A 17,911-nucleotide genomic window follows, 5' to 3' on the forward strand; every position below is an offset into this window, starting at 1 on the left:
TACAGCCGTATTGTCTTTGACAGGCCGGCGACCTTTGAGACCGTGCCGGAATGGTATGTGCTGCAGGCGGTGTGCAGCAGATGCGGGAGGAGCGGGGGTGTTGATCGTCGTGCGCTGGAGAGGCGGTTTGGGTCCAGAAAGCCGCTTGAGGAGATCCGGTTGAAGCTAAGGTGCCGCAACTGCGGGAATGTCGGGACGAATGAATGGGTGATGACCAAGGCGGCGCGGTAGTCGGAGCATCCTGCTTATCTGCCGCATTTTGCCACCCAATCCTCTTCTTGGGGTTGGAGCCAGCGGATAAACATAGACGTCCAAGAGGGGCGCCGTCCGGCGAATTCCGAGCCTTGTGTTTACTGACAAGGCCGCCTAAGAGGGATTAAATTGAATACACCCGTGTGGACAGCCCTTCACCTTGGACTTATGCTGCTACAACTTGAGCTAGGCGTGGGACCAAGGAACTATGGACTGAGGAAGGGGCACTAAACTGAGTCGCACTCACCCTCCAGGCACAAAGTAGGAGCATGGAAAGGCTTAATACCCACTCGCAAAATTTATAGTTCGAAGAGCATGCACAAGCCAATGTAGCGCAGAGATTGCCAAAACTGTCGCCTCTACTTCTGTACGGGAGCCTCAAGGAGGATTCCGTCGTCTAAATCATCATCTGCCGTATTGGGCGGGTTGAGTACTAGAGCCAGCAGCTGGTCGTGGTATTCCAGGTCGCACTCACACACATGGCGTGATGGCCCCCTCATTTTTGACCAAATGCCTAAGAAAATATCGGACCTTCGAGCGCCCTTCATTTTCTGCTGCTCCTTCGTCAGAGCAGGCAGCTCGGTCAAAACCACATGACAATGCGCTTCTTCGCCGTTCTCTACGATCTGCTCTACGCGCACATCGTAAACTTCATTTGCCTCGTCAATGCCATCCTTTACCGCGAGGTCGTAGAAGCCCATGTAGTGGGCAGCGCCCTCCATAGGGGTAGGCGGCTCTGGCTTATTGGCATTTGAGAACGCAGCACTCCTGCAGCCATAAGCGTGGACGTCCTCCTCCGTGGGAAGTAGCTTGCGCCAAGCCGTCGAGGTGACATAGTCAGATGTCCCCTTGACCTTCCTGAATTCGAGCAAGGCAGCATGATGGAACCGCTTGTCTTTCAGAAAGCGCGGCTGAATTGCACATCGGGCAACGACTTCTTCAGCGGACAGAATTTGTGCTGGAGCCGTCACGGATCACCCCGAAGGAAGGAAAAAGTTCTACCGAATTGGATTCGCTCATGTCGGCGACACCAACTGTGAAAGGCTTTGCTCCCCTGTCTCGCCGCGCGAAAACGGCGCAACCATCGCTTACAGTGATGTACTTCATTCCGCCGTGATCTGTCCAGGTGAATACTGCAGCATCGCCACCATGAGAGAATATTTTGGGAGGATCGGCTTGCCGTGAGGCAAGCAATGAAAGAACTATGTTTGCCTTATCAAAGGTGTCTTCATCAATTGCGGCAGGATCTTCATCGCCCAGTTGATGCAACTCATTAAGAGCACCAAACAATCCTGCATAGGTAGCTGACCGAGCTAGCTCTGCTATAGCGTTTGAGTTCACTACGACATTGGCGTTACGATCTATAGATCGGAAAATTGGTTTGAACATGTTAACCGTGGAGACATTAAAGTCGCGTGACGTCTCGCTGTTCACCACAGGGGATATAGCTACAGAGCCAGCCGTTTTGTAGACGTCGACCTTCCACTCAACCAACATGTTCTACATCCTGAATTCTTGAGATCCGAGTCAACTCTAACGCACGATTTGCTAGCGCCTTGAATAAAGCTTCATGTTCAGAGGGCTGATACACGTCGGATGACGGCACCGTATTCACGTCTACCATATAGTTAAGATAGAAAAGCTCTACAAGGTCGCTATTTATGGTCGCCCCACGGGAGCCAGAAAGGTTTATAATCTGCTGGAATTGAACACTGTCGCATGTCCACCTAGTCAGACGATTAACAGCAGTCTTTCCGTAAGCCCCATGGAGCCTGGAATTCATCTGAAATTGCAGGTCAGTTTGATCCTCAAAATTGACTCTCCCATCAAACAGTCCAGTAAAAAAATCGGCCCCAGCACGGAGAGATTCAACCTTCTTGGCGAGCGTCACAATCACTGCAGCGCGGTTGATGTTACCAATAAGTTCAAATCCTCGTCTCGCGATCTCTAGCGCCTGCTCCAGATGCGCGTCTGGAGCGAGCGGAAGCAGCGGAATTTCCGGAGCTTGCTGCACACCAGAAATAATGTAGTCCACCCTTCCGGAGTGGGATTGAAGCTTGTGTTCGACGCCGTCCTGAATAAAAGCTTGAACCGTTATCGGAAAAGGGACCTGCGGGGGCTGAAGCTTCTGAAATGCATCTGGTTCACGGCCGAACATCTCGCTGAACAATCGAAGAGGTGGAGGGCTTTCCGCCCCCGTGGTAAACCAAGCAAGCTGGAGAGTTATGGCATTTTGAAGCATTACACACCTAGCGTTTTGGCCAGTTTTAGATCGGCCCATTTTGCATGGCAAGTCCTAAAGATCGGATTGATTTTATCCTATTCAAGTAGCCGTTGATCCGGAAGCGTCTGTCGCATAGGAAATCTTGAACTTATCATCGCACCGCCTAGTATCATTTTGTGTCCTCATTGCCATATCGCGCCACGCGTGTAGCACTTTCCGAGTGAACTGCGGTCCTCCAACTAAGGCCTGCCTGCCTTGGGCTTTTGCGCGTCCGCTAGGGCTGTATCGACCTCCATCGCAGGGCTTCTTCTCGCTGGAGAGGCCTCGCCCTGAATCGAACCCGGATCAAATTTGGCGGCCGCTCAAACATGTGTTCGAGGCGCTTGTCCGGGTTGCCCAGCGTGGTATCATTCTAGCGACGAAAACATCCACAAAACGTGGGACACCCAACTGCAGGGTAACTATGATGCTGCTCGACTGGCTCGTATTTGCAGGGTCAAGGGCAATGTCGGCCGCCGCGAGTGCTGCCCGCAAAAATGCTTTCGACAAATCCCGCTCTCGGTGCGTTTGGCCGCAAGCATAACAACCGCGGCTGTGGGGTAATCTCAGCAGACCAAAGCGTCGGCGGTTAGCCAAGCGCCTAGAACGATATGAGAACAAAACTGGCTAACCAGTTTCGTAATAGTCTGACAACGCTTATTCTTCGCAGACCCTCCGGGCCCACCACATCTCACCCCTTCACCCCCGATGAAATCATGATCGCTTCGGTCACGCGGCGTTGAAAAATGATGTAGGCGATGATGACGGGGAGGGCGGCGAGCATGGCGACGGCCATCAGGCGGGCGTAGGCGACGCCGAAGGCGTCGTTGACCTGGGTGATGCCGACGGGGATGGTCATCATGTTTTCCGAGGTGACCACGAGGAACGGCCAGAAGAAGGCGTTCCACACGCCGATGAAGGTGACGATGGCAAGGGCTGTGGTGATGCCCCAGTTGAGCGGCAGGAAGACCCTGAAGAGAATGGTGAATTCGCCGCCGCCATCGAGAACCACGGCCTCGCGCATTTCCTTCGGCACGCTGTCGAAGAACTGTTTGTAGACGATGATCACCACGGGCGCGATCAGCTGCGGCAGGATGATGCCGGCCCAGGTGTTGATGAGGTTCAAATCCTTCATCAGGATGAATTGCGTCACGACCAGTGTCTGCGCCGGCACCATGAAGCTTGCCAGCACGACGCCATAAAGAAGGCCGCGGCCGGGAAAGCGGATCTGCGACAGCGCATAGGCGCAGAGCACCGAGATGAACAGCACCAGCACAGTGACGATGACCGCCGTGCCGACGGAATTGAAATACCAGGTCAGAAGCCGCGTGTTGAGAATGGCGTCGACATAGGCCTTCAGGCGAAATTCGTCCGGCAGAAGCGAGGTATTGCCGGCGACGTTCTCGTCCGAGCGGATCGAGGTCACCAGTGTCCAGTAGAGCGGAAAGATCCACACAAGGGCGGCTGCAAGCGTCAGCACCGAAAGGACCGCGTTTTCAATGCGCCGCGGCAGGCTCTTGGCGGGGCGCCGCACCTGGGGCTGGCTCTGGATCTGGCTCATCTGTTCCTCCTGATGCGCAGCAGTTGGAATTGCAGGACGGAAATGATGACGATCAGCAGGAAGACCACGGTTGCGACCGCAGAGGCATAACCGCCATTGTTGGACTGGAAGGCCTCACGATAGACCTTCAGCAGCAGCACATAGGACGAGTTGAACGGGCCGCCGCCGCTTAAGAGATAGATCTGGTCAAAGATCTTCAGCTGCAGGATGAGCTGCAGCGTTAGCACCAGCGCCGTGACCGGCCACAGCAGCGGCCAGGTGATGCGGGAAAACTTTTGCCAGGTGGTGGCGCCATCGAGGGATGCGGCCTCGTAAAGCTCAGCCGGTACATTGCGCAATCCGGCCAGAAACAGCAGCACGTTGAACCCGTTCGTCCACCATATCGTAACGACGGCCACCGATGGCATGACCCAGTAGGGGTTCTTGAACACCGCAACCGGTTTTCCCGAGATGAGCGCGATTAGCGGCTGCAGAATCCCGAACTGCAGGTCGAGCATCCAGGCCCAGATTTCGGTCACCACCGAGACCGGCAGCACATAGGGCATGAAAAACAGCGCCATCACCACCGTCTGGCGCGCACCCGACAGGCGGCTGATGCCAAGCGCGATCAAAAGGGCGATGGCGGTGGTGGGGATGACAGTCAGGGCGACGAAATAGGCGTTGTTCTTCAGCGAGATGGTAAACAGCCGGTCGCTGAGCAGCTTGGTGTAATTGTCAAAGCCGATCCACTGGCCGCTGCCGATCAGCGGCGCATCGGTAAAGCTCAGCTGGATCATCTTCAGCATCGGGTAGAGGAAGAAGATCGTGAAGGTCACAATGAACGGGGTCACCATCGCCAGCGCGACGAGGGATTTTTTCCGCCGGTTCTCGATCATCGCCATGGGCAAATCTCCTGGCCGCCGGTTCTGGCGTGTGCGGTTGCGTGGAAAAAATGGCCCTGCGGCTGCGAAGGGAAGCCGCAGGGCCGCCCGTCACTTCAGCTTGTCCTGAAGCTCGAGCTTGATCTGCTCCACGGCATCGGTTCCGCTCATATAGCCCTGGATAGCCGGCGCGATGACGTTAAGGGCAGCGTCATAGGCGGGAGAGGCAACGCCGGTGATGCGGGTCTGGGGATCAAAGGCGGCAGCTTCCGCAAGCGTTGCATAGGTGGCGTTCGGTTGCATGGCCTTGTAGTCGGCGCCTTCGGTCACGGCCTTGTAAGCCGGGATATGGCCGGCATCGGCCCAGCCGATCGCGTGTTTTTCCATCCAGCCGATGGCTTTCATCACGGCAGCGCGTTTTTCGCCGGATACCGTCTTGTCGCCTTCATTGGGAATGGCAAAGGCATGGGAATCGGCCCAGGTGGCGCGCTTGCCCATGAACGGCGGCACTTCCACAGCACCCCATTTGAAGCCCAGCTTGCCGCTCTTTTCCAGATCCTTGAAGGTCGGCACTTCCCACACGCCGTTCAGCTGGAAGGCAGATTTGCCGGCAGAAAACAGCGCGACCGAAGCCTCGTATTCCGCCTGTTCCGGCGAAAGGCCCTTTTCGCGCCAGGCGCTCATCGTGTCGATGGCTTTGGCGGCCTTTGCGGCATTGTCGCCATCGAGCACCTTGCCATTGGTCACAAACTCGCCGCCCTGTTGCGACAGCAGCGTATAAAACACGCGCCAGACGCCACCATCGCCACCGGACTGATAGGTGAGGGGGGTGGGCACGCCCTTTTCCTTCAACCAGACGAGCGCCTTGTTGAAATCCTCCAGCGTCTTGATGCCGGTGAGCTTGCCGTTGCCATCGATATAGGGCGAGCCCTTCAGCAGGTCGGCATTGTAATAGAGGATCAGCGCGTGGATATCGAAGGGCACGGCATAAAGTTTGCCGTCCTGGGTTGCCGCCTTGATCGGCGCTTCGAAGAAATCTTCCTTCTTCAGGCCGGCATTGGCAAGGTCGGCATCGGTGATCGGGCTCAGCACCTTTTCCTCGATGCCAAGCGTGGCGCGTGACAGGTGGTAGGTCATCACATCAGGGCCTTCGCCGACGGCGGAAGCCGTGCGCACCTTGGTGTAGAAGGGCACGCCCCATTCGAGCGTCGTGCCGCGAATGCGGATATCGGGATGTTCCTTGTTGAAGGCATCGATCAGCGCCTTCATGCGCACGCCGTCGCCGCCGGAGAGAAAATCCCACCAGATGATATCTTGCTGCGCGGCGGCCGGCAGCGCGGCAAGGCCGAGCACGGTGCCCAGCAACAGGCTCTTGATCAGTCTCATCATCATCACTCCTCCCAGGTTTGTCTTCATCGCCCGCTATTGTCGCGGGCGCCTCAGGCACTGCGAAAAACGCCTCCCCGCGTTTTAGCGCAGCCGCCGGCCTTCACCATTAAAGACCAGCACATGTTTTGGATCTGCCGACAGGTGTACCAGCGTACCGTCGAGGCGGTCGCGCGATCCCTGTCGCTGCACCACAAGTTCCTTGCCGCTGGCGGTGCGGGTATAGAGATAGGATACGTCGCCCAGTTCCTCGGCCACATCCACCGTGACAGAAAGACCCGGTGCGGACCCGATGCGCAGGTGTTCGGGGCGGATGCCGATCTCCACTGCGCTGCCGATGGCGCTTGCATCCGCCATCTCCGCCTCGAACGGGTGGTCGCTGCCTTCCACCGAAAGCGTCACGCGCGAACCGGTGCGGGCGGTAATCCGGGCGCCCAAAAAGTTCATCGCCGGCGAGCCGATGAAGCCCGCCACGAAACGATTGTCCGGGTCATCGTAAAGCACGAGGGGCGGACCGGCCTGCTGCAGGTGGCCGTTCTTCAAAACGAAGATGTGGTCGGCGAGCGTCATCGCCTCCACCTGATCATGCGTCACGTAGATCATCGTGGCGCCGAGTTGCCGATGCAGGCGCGTCAGTTCCAGCCGCATCTGCACGCGCAGTTCCGCATCGAGATTGGACAGCGGCTCGTCGAACAGAAACACTTTTGGCTGGCGCACGATGGCGCGACCGATGGCGACCCGCTGGCGTTGCCCACCCGACATCTGCGAGGGCTTTTTCTGCAGGTGCTCCTCCAGTTGCAGGATGCGGGCGGCAGCGCCGACGCGGGCATTTACCTCGTCCTTCGGGCGGCGCGCCAGCCGCAGGCTGAAGGCCATGTTTTCAAACACGGTGAGATGCGGATAAAGCGCATAGTTCTGAAACACCATGGCCACCTGCCTGTCGGCAGGCTCCACGGCCGTCACGTCCCGCTCATCGATGGCGATCTGGCCGCCGCTCGTTTCCTCCAGCCCCGCGATCATGCGCAGCAGGGTGGATTTTCCGCATCCCGACGGGCCGACGAACACGGCAAAGCTGCCGGTCGGGATCTCCATGGAGACATCCTCGATCGCCCGGAACGATCCGAACGATTTGGCGACGCTGGTCAGACGGACACCCATCCCCGCCTCACTGAACGCTGAGGCGTATGACGTGGTAGGACAGCGGCGCGACGGACCCTTTAAGTGCCCCGTCCTCCACGCCAAGACCCTTGCCGGGGCCGGGCACAACGCGGTCCGGCTGGTCCGGGCCATTGCCGGTGCGCAGGTCATGACCTTCATAGGCGATGTGGAGCGAGAGGCTTGTTCCAGTAAAGCCGGTCAGCTGAACCTCCAGATCGGCTGATTCCGTCAGGTGACGGTTCAGCACGAAGAGGGTCACCATGCCTTCCTCGACATTGTGCACACCGGCCACGTCGAGATATTTGACGTCGTCGGCGGTTGCGCAATCATAGGTCGGGCAATCCACCGCAATGTTCAGCGCGTCGCCGCGTCCGTAAAGGGAGGCGAACTGGTAGGGGTAATAGATCGTCTGGCGCCAGGCAGGACCGTTCTTTTCGGCACGGATCGGGGCGATCACGTTGACGAGCTGCGCGATGCAGGCAATGCGCACGCGGTCGGAACGGCGGATGAACTCATTGAGGAGGCCCGCAACAAAGAGCGCATCCTCGAAATTATAGGTTTCCTCCAGCAGCGCCGGCGCTTCCGGCCAGTCCCAGGATTTGATCCGGCGGCCGTCTTCCTCGCGAATGTGGTACCAGACGTTCCATTCGTCAAAGCAGATATGGACGTCGTTGGTGGCGCGCTTCTTGGCCTTCACGTAATCGATGACGCCGCCGATCGTCTGGATGTAACGGCCGGTTTCCTCGATCTTGCCGAAATAGTTCAGCGTGTCGTGGCTGGTATTGCCGAAATATTTGTGCAGCGAAATGTGGTCGACATTCTCATAGCACTCTTCCAGCACCTCGCGTTCCCATTCGGGGTAGGTCGGCATGCGGTCGTTGGAGCTGCCGCAGACGATAGCCTCGATGGTGGGGTCGAACCCTTTGAAGGCTTTTGCCGTCTCGTTGGCAAGGCGGCCATATTCGACAGCCGTCTTGTGGCCGATCTGCCAGGGGCCGTCCATCTCGTTGCCGAGGCACCACATCTTCACGCCATGGGCGTTAGCGCCATGGCTCTGGCGCAGGTCGCTCCAGGCGGTGCCGCCGGGGAAATTGACATATTCGAGGAAGTTGCGGGCGTCATCCAGACCGCGCGAGCCGAGATTGACCGCGAGCATCATGTCAATGCCGGCCATCTGCGCCCACGTCGCAAACTCGTTGATGCCGACCTGGTTGGTTTCCTTGGAGCGCCAGGCAAGGTCGAGCCGCACCGGCCGCTGGTCCCGCGGGCCGATCCCATCTTCCCAGCGATAGGCGGAAACGAAATTGCCGCCGGGATACCGGATGGCCGGGATTTTGAGGTCCCGGACGAACTGCAGCACGTCCTTGCGAAAACCGTTTTCATCCGCATTGGGGTGGCCGGGCTCATAGATGCCGCCATAGATGGCGCGGCCCATATGTTCGATGAACGCAGAATACAGGCGATCGTCGATGCGCCCAATCCGGAAATCCCGGTGGACGGAAATACGCGTTTTCATGGGGTCTCCTCCCGAGACAGTTTGTATCTAAAATATGGATACGAACTTTATTTTGTGATATTATTGGCGGGAGAAGAGGGCCTTGTCAACGCAAGAAATCATACTTTTGGAAAAGGTGCTGGCGCGGTTGTGCGCGTGTCAGCCAGCGGTTCGCAGGCGCAGCAGAATGTCCTGGTCGTAATTGCCAAAGCCGCGCCCAAAGATGTTGAGCCCGCCCGGATGGCGTGCCTCTGCCTTCACCTCGATGCGCAGGCGGATCGAGCGGTGATCAGAAAGGGCAAGGTCTTTCAAGGTGATACCGGAAATCCGGTTGCCATCGACAAACGAGCCTTCCTCGGTGATCCGCCAGGTTTTCAACATGCCATATTGCGAGCCGGAGAGCTTCCACCAGTCGGGTGTGTAGGTGCCGCGCTTGTCGCCGAAATCGCCGGGCGAGGTCCAGTCGCCAAGCTCCATGCCGTTGACGGAAAGCGTGATGTCGGAGGGCCAGTTGCTGTGCGTGCCCGGCACTTCGGAACTGACCTCCATGGCAAATTCCATCTCGGTGATCGTCCTTCCCTGGATCTTGGCATTGTTGGGGAACTGGTACTCCACATAACCCGAGGTGAACCAGAGAAGGGCGGCCTTCATGCGTTCCGGGTCCATGAACGTGTCGGGCACGTCGAGGAGGCCGATAATGCCGTCGGGTGAACAGATGCCGCACGGCCCGGTGACGGAGCTTTGGGTGTAGAGACCCAGCGGCATGGCAACGGTGATGCGGTTGGACTCGGAGGCTTTTTCCGGCTTGTGGAAGGAGATGATCAACTCGTCGCAGGTGGCAAAGCAGATCTTCTGGCTGCCTTTGCGGGCCTTTTTCGTCTCTGTGCGCAAGAGGCCGGCGGCTTCAAGCGCTGCAACGCTTGCCGAGACGGTCGATTGCGGGAGCGCCAGCTTTTCGGCAATTTCATTGACGTTCAGGCCGCCTGTTTCATGCAATGCCTTGAGGATCTGTACGCGCACGAGCGAGGCCGCCGCTTTCAGGACTTCAAAATCCTTCTCCGCGTCGATCAGCAGGAAATTGGGTGTCATCAGGCATCTTTCTGGCGGGATTCGGTATGTATCTGCATTCGGGATATAAATGCAGGGCCCGCGGTTGTCGATTGGGGGCGGGAAAAATGTCGTCCACCGACGGTATCCCTGAGATGATGATGCCGATGGTGCCAATAAAGGGATCTACAAGAAATCAATCGTTATTTTCGGGGTGTCTTTATTAAATTCTACTTTAATCCAGAAATGGAAACTCCCTTGAAGCAATCGAATGAAGCGACTTCTTTCGAGGCGACATCGCTATCATCGACGGCTGGTCCTGCAGGTTCCGTTGGTGCATCAAATGGGGAACGGGATGCTGGATTTAATGGGCAGAAGCGGGCGGGCCAAATTGAAGGCGCTCGATGGCGTCTCCGCCAATATCATGATTGCAGATGCACAGTTGAACATCCGCTACATGAACGAGGCGGTGCGGGGCCTCCTCAAAGAAGCGGAAAGCGACCTCAAGAAGGAACTGCCGGCATTCAGCGTCAGCACCCTTGTCGGCAGTAATATCGATGTCTTCCACAAGAACCCGCGCCACCAGCGCGATATGTTGGCGCGCCTGCAGACGGTCCACAAGGCGACCATCTGGATTGGCCAGCGCGCCTTCGATCTCACCGTGACACCGCTCAAGGAAGGCGCCCGTGTTGTTGGCTTCGCCGTCGAGTGGTTCGATGCAAAGGCACGGCTGCTCAATCTCGACTACCAGAACCAGATGGATGCCATCAGCCGCGTGCAGGGCATCATCGAGTTCACCCCCCAGGGGCACGTTGTCAGCGCCAACGACAACTTCCTCACTATTCTCGGCTATCGCATGGAGGAAGTGCAGGGGCGCCATCATAGCCTGTTCGTTGCTCAGGATTACGCGGCAAGCCCGGCTTACACGAAATTCTGGGAAGACCTGAATGCCGGTATCTTCCAGGTTCAGGAATTTACCCGCATCGGCAAGGGCGGCAAGGTGGTGGTCATCAACGCCTCCTATAATCCGATCAGGGACGTCAACGGCAAGGTCTCGAAGATTGTCAAGTTTGCAACAGACGTGACGGAGCGCATCAACGCCGTCACCATGATCGGCGATGGCTTGACGAAGCTTGCGACCGGTGACCTGACCTGTCAGATCGAACGGCCTTTCGCGCCCGACTTCGAAGCCCTGCGCCACAATTTCAACGATGCTCTCAGCCAGTTGAGCACCACGCTTCTGGCGGTGTCGCAATCGACGCAGGAGATCGATACCGGCACGATGGAAATCAGCCGCAGTGCCCAGGACCTCTCCAAGCGCACGGAACAGCAGGCGGCGTCGCTGGAGGAAACGGCAGCAGCGCTTGATGAAATCACCACCAATGTCACCCATTCCTCGCAGCGGGCGGACGAGGCGATGGCGGCCGCGGCCACAGCCAATAGCGGTGCCGTCAAGTCAGCCCGTGTGGTTGCGGATGCGGTGAGCGCCATGGCGCGCATCGAAAGTTCATCCGCACAGATTTCCAACATTATCGGCGTGATCGACGAGATCGCCTTCCAGACCAACCTTCTGGCGCTGAATGCCGGCGTGGAAGCCGCGCGTGCCGGTGAAGCCGGCAAGGGTTTTGCCGTCGTTGCCCAGGAAGTGCGCGAACTGGCCCAGCGCTCGGCGGCCGCTGCCAAGGAGATCAAGGGGCTGATCCAGAACTCCTCCAACGAGGTGGAAAGCGGCGTGCGCCTCGTCAGCGAAACCGGTGAGGCGCTGAAGGCCATCGAAGGCAATATCGCCGCCGTCAATGAACGCATCGAAGCCATTGCCAACGCTGCCAAGGAGCAGTCGGTTGCGCTTGCGGAGGTGAACTCGGCCATCAACCAGATGGACCAGATGACGCAGCAGAACGCGGCGATGGTGGAAGAATCCAACGCATCGAGCGGGGCGCTCGCCCATGAGACGGCGGCACTGCGTGACCTTCTTGCCCGCTTCGTGCTTGGGGGGCGCGCAGTAGATCGCCCGGCGCCAAAGGCGGGGTCAAGGCCGGTTGCCTCGGCTGAACGCCAACGTTATCGCGCCCCGCAGGTCAGTGGCTCCAATGCCCTGAAAAAGGAAGAGTGGTCAGAGTTCTGACCGCAGTTCCTGCAGTCTGATCCCGCGCATATAAGGCAGTCCAGAAATGAAACGGCTCGCGGTGGAAAAACCGCGAGCCTCTTGCATAACGTTTCGGATCATGTCACAAGCTGGCACACCAAACGGCGTCTCAGCCTTTAGCGCTGACCAGCGTCAGGGTGACAGGTTCGCCCGAGGGGGGTGGGTTGCCGACAGGGATCTGATCTTCGATCAGGTCGCGGGCCAGTTCAAAAATCCCCTGCGGATCATCGCCGGCATTCTCGTCGAGCGTGTCCATGGCGTTAAGGTAGATTGCCTTTTCGTCGTCGTGCGACAGGATGTTCTTCTGCACGAGACTGCTGATCAGCGATGTCAGCAATGCGGAAGTTGAAAGTGCGCTTGCTGAAGCGCAAAGAAATTCTGTTTCTGTTCGCATGATTGGGTCCCCGTCCAAAATCAATGGGGATAGTGTGTCAGTTCTCTTTTAAAAAGAAAAGTGCCGGCTGGGCCATTCGGTCAGGCTGGGGCGGGGAAATAGCGTAGCATTCGCTTTTCTCAAGCTTATTTTTTTGACCTCTCAATTCGAGATTGTAGGGTTTTCGTTGCCCGAGCACCGCTTTGGTGACGTTGCAACGGCCTGACCGGATGTCCAACGCTTCTTGCCTGCCGAATGTTTGGCCGGTTGGTGCGGTGCGAAATGGACGATTTACCGCGACATCTGCCGTTCCTCCGGCGATAACACGGCGCCTCCTGGCATCCTGCCCTGATCATCCCGTTTGTGTCCGATGGTCTGCCTCGGCACGCCCCTTCGGCGCATCATGCGTCACTTCCGTAACTCGCCTGCAGCGACTGTATTGCCTGCCGTCTGACACGTCACGGAAGGGCAATCCAGTGCAGAGCGCGCCTGCTTGGCGGGGACCACCACCGCTTGCCCAACTGTCCTTTGTTGTGTGTGTCAATTTGGTACATTCAGGGGTGATGGCTGGGCGCTGGCCTTTCGAGACAGGCTGAGTTATGGCAGCGCCAGATCATTGGTGCCCATCACATGCTGCGTCTGTTTCTCTCCGTTTCCCTTCTTCTCCTCTCGGGCCTTGCCGCTGCTCCGGCCGTTGCGCTGGAGCCTTCGCCTGCAACGCATGCGCCAAAACTCCTTGAGCCGGCGCTTCGCCTGCCCGGATCGGATGAAAAGGGCAAAATACGCGTGGCACTGACGTTCGATGCCTGCATGGGCGAGGCCGACCAGCGGATCCTGTCGGTTCTGGTTTCCGAAAAGATACCGGCGACGATTTTCGTCACGGCGCGCTGGCTGCGTCACAATCCGCAGACGGTGGCCATCCTGCGCGCGCATCCAGAGCAGTTCGAACTGGAGAACCACGGGGAAAACCATGTGCCGGCGGTCGATGTGCCGATGTCGATCTATGGCATTGCGACTGCCGGCTCACCACAGGCGGTCGAACAGGAAGTGGCCGGTGGTGCCAGCGCCATGCAGGCGGCGGGGTTTGCAGCGCCACACTGGTTTCGTGGATCGACGGCCAAATACGATGCCTCGGCGATGGATCTCATCCATACGATGGGGTTTCGTATTGCCGGTTATTCGGTGAACGGTGATGGGGGATCATTGCTGGGTGCGGCCTTGGCCGAAAAACGGATTTCCACCGCACGCGACGGCGATGTGGTGCTGGCGCACATCAACCAGCCGACCCATGCGGCGGGTGAGGGGGTGGCGCGCGGTATACTTGCCCTGAAGCGCCGGGGCGTCACGCTGGTTCGGCTCTCGGATGTGGTGGGCCTGCCGGATGAAACCCTGACACACTAGAATGGACTGACGGTTCCCCTCGTGAAAACGAACGTGTTCGGCCTCAGGCGTAGGTCTCGCGTTGCGGCGAGGTTTCCTCTGTCCGCGCTTTCTCATCAAGGCGCTCGTAGAAGTCGGCGGCCTGCCTCTCGTGCAGGCGTAACCGCAGGCGCTCCACTTCGATTTTCGCCGTCTTATGCAGCAGCACCTTCAGCTCTTCGATCGACACGCCGTCCGCCTCGATCATCATCGCAATCAGTGGGTCAGCGGCCACCTCGCTGATTGTCAGATCTGTTTCCATCGGTCGTCCTCCTCGTTGTGGAGATACCCTGCCGATAGATTGCGACAAAAGAATATCACCGGCATGTCCGGCAGAGATTTTATGCGCCTGTCGAAAACGCTGTGCAAAACCAGAGGACGCTTTGCACAGGTCCCTGCCGATCGCGTGTGCAACCGTTGCCGCGGCGGGCTTTGCCGCTTTCACCTTCCTTGTGCGATCTGTGGATAACCTGTGGACAAGCGTTGAAGAGGAACAAAATCGTTTTCCATTTGTCCCGGTTTGTTCCGGCACCTCGTTCAGCCGGCTCCGCATCCTGTGGACAAGTTGCGGTTGTTGCCGAGCCCACTCCATCCTTGCCGCAGCTTGCATGGCGCATTTTTAATATATCGCAATCATCATGGAACGTGGGATCGCCGTTGGCGTTGTGAGGCTGTTGAGGAGGGCGAAGGATGATGTTCAGGTTTTTTGATGGTCATCGCAGACCCGGCAATGCCGGTGAGGCGACGGGTGAAGCGACGGGCACGTTTGCCGATGGCCTTTTCCCCGCCCGTTTTCGCAAGGATCAGTCGGAAGAGGTGTCCTTGCGGATGCGTGCGTCCTATACGCAGGATCTGATGGCGGCGCATCGCCTTGCTGCAGATCAGGCGCCCGTCTTTCACTGATCGAGACGTCGAGGGCAAGGCCCGCTAAAACTGTCTCTCTCGGCTACCAATGATGCGCCGAAAGATGATTGTGCATCATTGTCTTGCACACTCAATGTCCTATATCTTCGCCGATCAATTGGTGCGGCGTGGGGAAATGGCATGTTTCGACGGACTGGGCTTTCTGCGTCCGATCTCGATCACTTATTTAATCTGTCTCCAAATCCGTATGTGATCCTCGATCCTGACCTCGTCATGGTGGGCATGAACGATGCCTATCTTGCGACGACGATGAAAACGCGCGAGGCGCTTCTCGGGCGCAAGATGTTCGATGTGTTTCCCAGCGATCCGCAATCGAACAGTGGTCGCATGTTGCGCCAGTCTTTTGACAAGGTGCTGGCGACAGGGCAGGTGGATCACCTGCCGCTGATCCCTTATCCGATTGCCAACCTCGACGGCACGATGGAGGAGCGCTTCTGGAGCGCCACCCATACGCCGATCCTCGGCGAAGCCGGCAATGTACGGCTGATCTTGCAGCATACGGTGGATGTGAGCGAATTGCATCGCCTTCGCCAATCTGTGTCGGCGCCGTCGGATTGGCGCACCGAGACCGACGTGATGCGCCGCGCCGATGCGGTACAGGGCGAAAACCTGGCGCTCGGGCAGGAGCGTGAATATCTGCGCGGACTGTTTGAGCAGGCGCCGGGTTTCATGGCGGTGCTGCGTGGGCCGGACCATGTGTTTGAGATCGCCAACGCCTCCTACCAGACACTGGTCGGGCGCGGCAATCTCATCGGTCGGCCGGTCAGGGAGGCGCTTCCGGATATCGAAGGCCAGGGGTTCTACGAGCTTCTCGATCAGGTGTATGGCAGCGGCGAGGCCTATAGTGCCCACGGCGCGCGCCTCAGCCTTCACCGCGCCGGCCACGGGACGGAAGAACTGTTTCTCGATTTCATCTACCAGCCTCTCAGAGATGCAGAGGGAACCGTCACCGGCATTTTCGTGCAGGGCCATGATGTCACGCAGCTGAAGCGGGCGCAGGATGCGGCGCAGGAGAGCGAAGATCGTTTTCGCACGCTGGCGCAATCGCTGCCGAACCACGTCTGGACGGCCACTGCCGGCGGCGAACTGGAATGGGCCAACCTTGCCATGCGCCGGTATCTTGCCAAATGCGAGGGCGAGGACGGGCTGCCCCAGATGAGGGAATGCCTCCACCCTGACGATATTGATCCGATCCGCAAAGCCTGGATGGCAGTGGTCGGCTCCGGTGCCGATTTCAACGCGGAGATGCGGCTGCTCTGCAAGGATGATGGTTTCCGCTGGTTCATCAGCCGTGCCGTTCCCATCCGCAACGCGGGCGGCGACATCGTGCGTTGGGTCGGCACCAATACCGATATCGAGGAGCAGAAAAAAACCGTCAGCCGGTTAGAAGACCTTGCCACCACGCTGGAAGGCCGGGTGGAAGAGCGCACGGCCGAACTTGTGAAGACCCAGGAAGTTCTGCGCCAGAGCCAGAAGATGGAAGCCATCGGCAATCTGGCCGGCGGCATCGCGCATGACTTCAACAATCTTCTGCAGGTCATCACCGGCAATCTCCAGCTTCTGGCCAAGGATATCACAGGCAACGAGGCGGCCGAGCGGCGCCTTGGCAGCGCGTTGTCGGGCGCGTCGCGCGGGGCGCGGCTTGCCTCGCAGCTGCTCTCTTTCGGCAGGCGCCAGCCGCTGGCGCCCAAGGTCGTCAATCTCGGCCGGCTGGTGCGCGAGATGGACCATCTCATCCGCCGCAGTCTTGGCGAGGCCATCGAGATCGACACGATTGTCGGCGGTGGGTTGTGGAACACGCAGGTCGATCCGTCCAACGTTGAAAACGCGCTGCTCAACCTTGCCATCAATGCGCGCGATGCCATGGACGGGCGAGGGCGCCTCACCATCGAGCTGGGCAATGCCTATCTCGACGACCATTATGCCCAGAACGCCTTCGACGTGGTGGCGGGACAATATGTCATGCTCGCCGTCAGCGATACCGGCTCGGGCATGCCGGCAGAAGTGCTGGCCCGGGCGTTTGATCCCTTCTTTACCACCAAGCCGGAAGGCAAGGGCACCGGCCTCGGTCTGTCCATGGTCTATGGGTTCGTCAAACAGTCCGGCGGCCATATCAATATCTACAGCGAGCTTGGCAGCGGCACGACGGTGCGTATCTATCTGCCGCGCTCCATGGAAGCCGAGGATATCCTGACGGAAGAAGTCGGCGGCAGCGTTGCCGGCGGCAGCGAAACCATTCTCGTCGTGGAGGATGACGAGGCGGTGCGCGATATCACTGTCAGCCTCCTCTCCGAGCTTGGCTACAAGGTGCTGAAGGCCCGCGATGCGGATAGCGGTCTTGCTATCATCGAAAGCGGCGTATCGATCGACCTCTTGTTTACCGACGTGGTGATGCCCGGGCGCTTGAAAAGCAGCGAGTTGGCGCGCAAGGCCAAGGAGCGGCGCCCCGATATCGAGGTGCTGTTCACCTCGGGTTATACGGAAAACTCCATTGTCCACGGCGGCCGGCTGGATCCGGGCGTCAATCTTCTGAGCAAGCCTTATGCGCGTGAAACGCTGGCGCGAAAGATCCGCATGCTGCTCGACAAGGCAAAGGAGCGAGCGCCGCAGATGGAAACGGCAACGACGACCGGCAGCGGTGAAACAGGCGGCCCGCCGCCCTCCATTCGCGTTCTCCTGTGCGAGGACGAGGCGCTGATCCGCATTTCCACCGCCGATTACCTGCAGGATTTCGGCATGACGGTGGTGGAGGCCGGAAATGCCAAGGAAGCACTCGATGCCGTCGATGGCGCTGCCATCGATATTCTCGTCACCGATGTTCACCTTCCTGACATGAACGGTCTCGATCTGCTTCACCGCATGCGCGAAACCCATCCAACGCTGCCGGTGATCTTTGCGACCGGCGACATGCATGTGCCGGGCTCGGAAGGCCTGCACAAGGCAAGCCTCATCACCAAGCCTTATGACTACGACCAGCTGGCGAAACGCATCCGCGATCTCGTGGGCGAAATCCGCCGCTGAACCGAA

The 17,911-nt window shown here is 58.6% G+C and carries 15 protein-coding genes; 4 read left to right on the top strand and 11 right to left on the bottom strand.

Features of this window, described 5'->3' with window-relative positions; translation table 11 throughout:
- Positions 1-611: 611 nt before the first annotated feature.
- The 9 genes from AC4CWF_RS06685 to AC4CWF_RS06725 all read right to left on the bottom strand — a co-directional run bounded on the left by AC4CWF_RS06685 (position 612) and on the right by AC4CWF_RS06725 (position 10,064).
- Positions 612-1,223, bottom strand: coding sequence for a hypothetical protein (locus AC4CWF_RS06685; protein ID WP_491284339.1), 612 nt, complete (start codon positions 1,221-1,223; stop codon positions 612-614).
- Positions 1,192-1,749, bottom strand: a complete 558-nt coding sequence (locus AC4CWF_RS06690) for a hypothetical protein (protein WP_491284340.1) — start codon at positions 1,747-1,749, stop codon at positions 1,192-1,194. Before AC4CWF_RS06690 ends, AC4CWF_RS06685 begins: the two co-directional genes overlap by 32 nt.
- Positions 1,739-2,494 (bottom strand): hypothetical protein, encoded by a 756-nt coding sequence (locus AC4CWF_RS06695; RefSeq protein WP_491284341.1) that lies wholly within the window; start codon positions 2,492-2,494, stop codon positions 1,739-1,741. The genes AC4CWF_RS06690 and AC4CWF_RS06695 overlap by 11 nt, the downstream gene beginning before the upstream one ends.
- Before the next feature lie 712 nt (positions 2,495-3,206).
- Positions 3,207-4,076 carry a carbohydrate ABC transporter permease gene (locus AC4CWF_RS06700; protein ID WP_491284342.1) on the bottom strand — a complete coding sequence of 290 codons (870 nt, stop codon included), beginning with the start codon at positions 4,074-4,076 and terminating at the stop codon, positions 3,207-3,209.
- A complete protein-coding gene (locus AC4CWF_RS06705; protein ID WP_491284343.1) occupies positions 4,073-4,957 on the bottom strand; it encodes a carbohydrate ABC transporter permease in 885 nt (294 codons plus the stop codon). Before AC4CWF_RS06705 ends, AC4CWF_RS06700 begins: the two co-directional genes overlap by 4 nt.
- A 90-nt stretch (positions 4,958-5,047) precedes the next feature.
- Positions 5,048-6,322, bottom strand: a complete 1,275-nt coding sequence (locus AC4CWF_RS06710) for an extracellular solute-binding protein (RefSeq protein ID WP_491285255.1) — start codon at positions 6,320-6,322, stop codon at positions 5,048-5,050.
- Between the two features lie 84 nt (positions 6,323-6,406).
- Positions 6,407-7,480 (bottom strand): ABC transporter ATP-binding protein, encoded by a 1,074-nt coding sequence (locus AC4CWF_RS06715; protein WP_491284344.1) that lies wholly within the window; start codon positions 7,478-7,480, stop codon positions 6,407-6,409.
- 7 nt (positions 7,481-7,487) lie between these two features.
- A complete protein-coding gene (gene arfA / locus AC4CWF_RS06720) occupies positions 7,488-8,996 on the bottom strand; it encodes an arabinosylfuranosidase ArfA (RefSeq protein ID WP_491284345.1) in 1,509 nt (502 codons plus the stop codon).
- Positions 8,997-9,134: 138 nt separating this feature from the next.
- Positions 9,135-10,064, bottom strand: a complete 930-nt coding sequence (locus tag AC4CWF_RS06725) for an ArsR/SmtB family transcription factor (RefSeq protein WP_491284346.1) — start codon at positions 10,062-10,064, stop codon at positions 9,135-9,137.
- A gap of 313 nt (positions 10,065-10,377) precedes the next feature.
- Between AC4CWF_RS06725 and AC4CWF_RS06730 the strand changes: the two genes are divergently transcribed.
- Positions 10,378-12,147, top strand: coding sequence for a methyl-accepting chemotaxis protein (locus tag AC4CWF_RS06730; RefSeq protein WP_491284347.1), 1,770 nt, complete (start codon positions 10,378-10,380; stop codon positions 12,145-12,147).
- Positions 12,148-12,277: 130 nt separating this feature from the next.
- Here AC4CWF_RS06730 and AC4CWF_RS06735 read toward each other — a convergent pair whose 3' ends face one another.
- Positions 12,278-12,478 carry a hypothetical protein gene (locus AC4CWF_RS06735; protein ID WP_491284348.1) on the bottom strand — a complete coding sequence of 67 codons (201 nt, stop codon included), beginning with the start codon at positions 12,476-12,478 and terminating at the stop codon, positions 12,278-12,280.
- A 693-nt stretch (positions 12,479-13,171) separates the two neighbouring features.
- Between AC4CWF_RS06735 and AC4CWF_RS06740 the strand changes: the two genes are divergently transcribed.
- A complete protein-coding gene (locus AC4CWF_RS06740; RefSeq protein ID WP_491284349.1) occupies positions 13,172-13,942 on the top strand; it encodes a polysaccharide deacetylase family protein in 771 nt (256 codons plus the stop codon).
- A gap of 43 nt (positions 13,943-13,985) precedes the next feature.
- Here AC4CWF_RS06740 and AC4CWF_RS06745 read toward each other — a convergent pair whose 3' ends face one another.
- Positions 13,986-14,222 (bottom strand): hypothetical protein, encoded by a 237-nt coding sequence (locus tag AC4CWF_RS06745; protein WP_491284350.1) that lies wholly within the window; start codon positions 14,220-14,222, stop codon positions 13,986-13,988.
- 428 nt (positions 14,223-14,650) lie between these two features.
- Between AC4CWF_RS06745 and AC4CWF_RS06750 the strand changes: the two genes are divergently transcribed.
- Positions 14,651-14,863 carry a hypothetical protein gene (locus AC4CWF_RS06750; protein ID WP_491284351.1) on the top strand — a complete coding sequence of 71 codons (213 nt, stop codon included), beginning with the start codon at positions 14,651-14,653 and terminating at the stop codon, positions 14,861-14,863.
- A gap of 141 nt (positions 14,864-15,004) precedes the next feature.
- Positions 15,005-17,905 carry a hybrid sensor histidine kinase/response regulator gene (locus AC4CWF_RS06755; RefSeq protein ID WP_491284352.1) on the top strand — a complete coding sequence of 967 codons (2,901 nt, stop codon included), beginning with the start codon at positions 15,005-15,007 and terminating at the stop codon, positions 17,903-17,905.
- Positions 17,906-17,911: the final 6 nt, after the last annotated feature.

The organism is Neorhizobium sp. PAMB6630 (assembly GCF_058242775.1).

Coding starts and splice junctions, on each gene's coding strand:
- AC4CWF_RS06745 (WP_491284350.1), bottom strand. CDS start 14,222: ATGGAAACAGATCTGACAATCAGCGAGGTGGCCGCTGACCCACTGATT.
- AC4CWF_RS06740 (WP_491284349.1), top strand. CDS start 13,172: ATGCTGCGTCTGTTTCTCTCCGTTTCCCTTCTTCTCCTCTCGGGCCTT.
- AC4CWF_RS06725 (WP_491284346.1), bottom strand. CDS start 10,064: ATGACACCCAATTTCCTGCTGATCGACGCGGAGAAGGATTTTGAAGTC.
- AC4CWF_RS06690 (WP_491284340.1), bottom strand. CDS start 1,749: ATGTTGGTTGAGTGGAAGGTCGACGTCTACAAAACGGCTGGCTCTGTA.
- AC4CWF_RS06695 (WP_491284341.1), bottom strand. CDS start 2,494: ATGCTTCAAAATGCCATAACTCTCCAGCTTGCTTGGTTTACCACGGGG.
- AC4CWF_RS06710 (WP_491285255.1), bottom strand. CDS start 6,322: ATGAGACTGATCAAGAGCCTGTTGCTGGGCACCGTGCTCGGCCTTGCC.
- AC4CWF_RS06730 (WP_491284347.1), top strand. CDS start 10,378: ATGCTGGATTTAATGGGCAGAAGCGGGCGGGCCAAATTGAAGGCGCTC.
- arfA (WP_491284345.1), bottom strand. CDS start 8,996: ATGAAAACGCGTATTTCCGTCCACCGGGATTTCCGGATTGGGCGCATC.
- AC4CWF_RS06700 (WP_491284342.1), bottom strand. CDS start 4,076: ATGAGCCAGATCCAGAGCCAGCCCCAGGTGCGGCGCCCCGCCAAGAGC.
- AC4CWF_RS06755 (WP_491284352.1), top strand. CDS start 15,005: ATGTTTCGACGGACTGGGCTTTCTGCGTCCGATCTCGATCACTTATTT.
- AC4CWF_RS06750 (WP_491284351.1), top strand. CDS start 14,651: ATGATGTTCAGGTTTTTTGATGGTCATCGCAGACCCGGCAATGCCGGT.
- AC4CWF_RS06715 (WP_491284344.1), bottom strand. CDS start 7,480: ATGGGTGTCCGTCTGACCAGCGTCGCCAAATCGTTCGGATCGTTCCGG.
- AC4CWF_RS06705 (WP_491284343.1), bottom strand. CDS start 4,957: ATGGCGATGATCGAGAACCGGCGGAAAAAATCCCTCGTCGCGCTGGCG.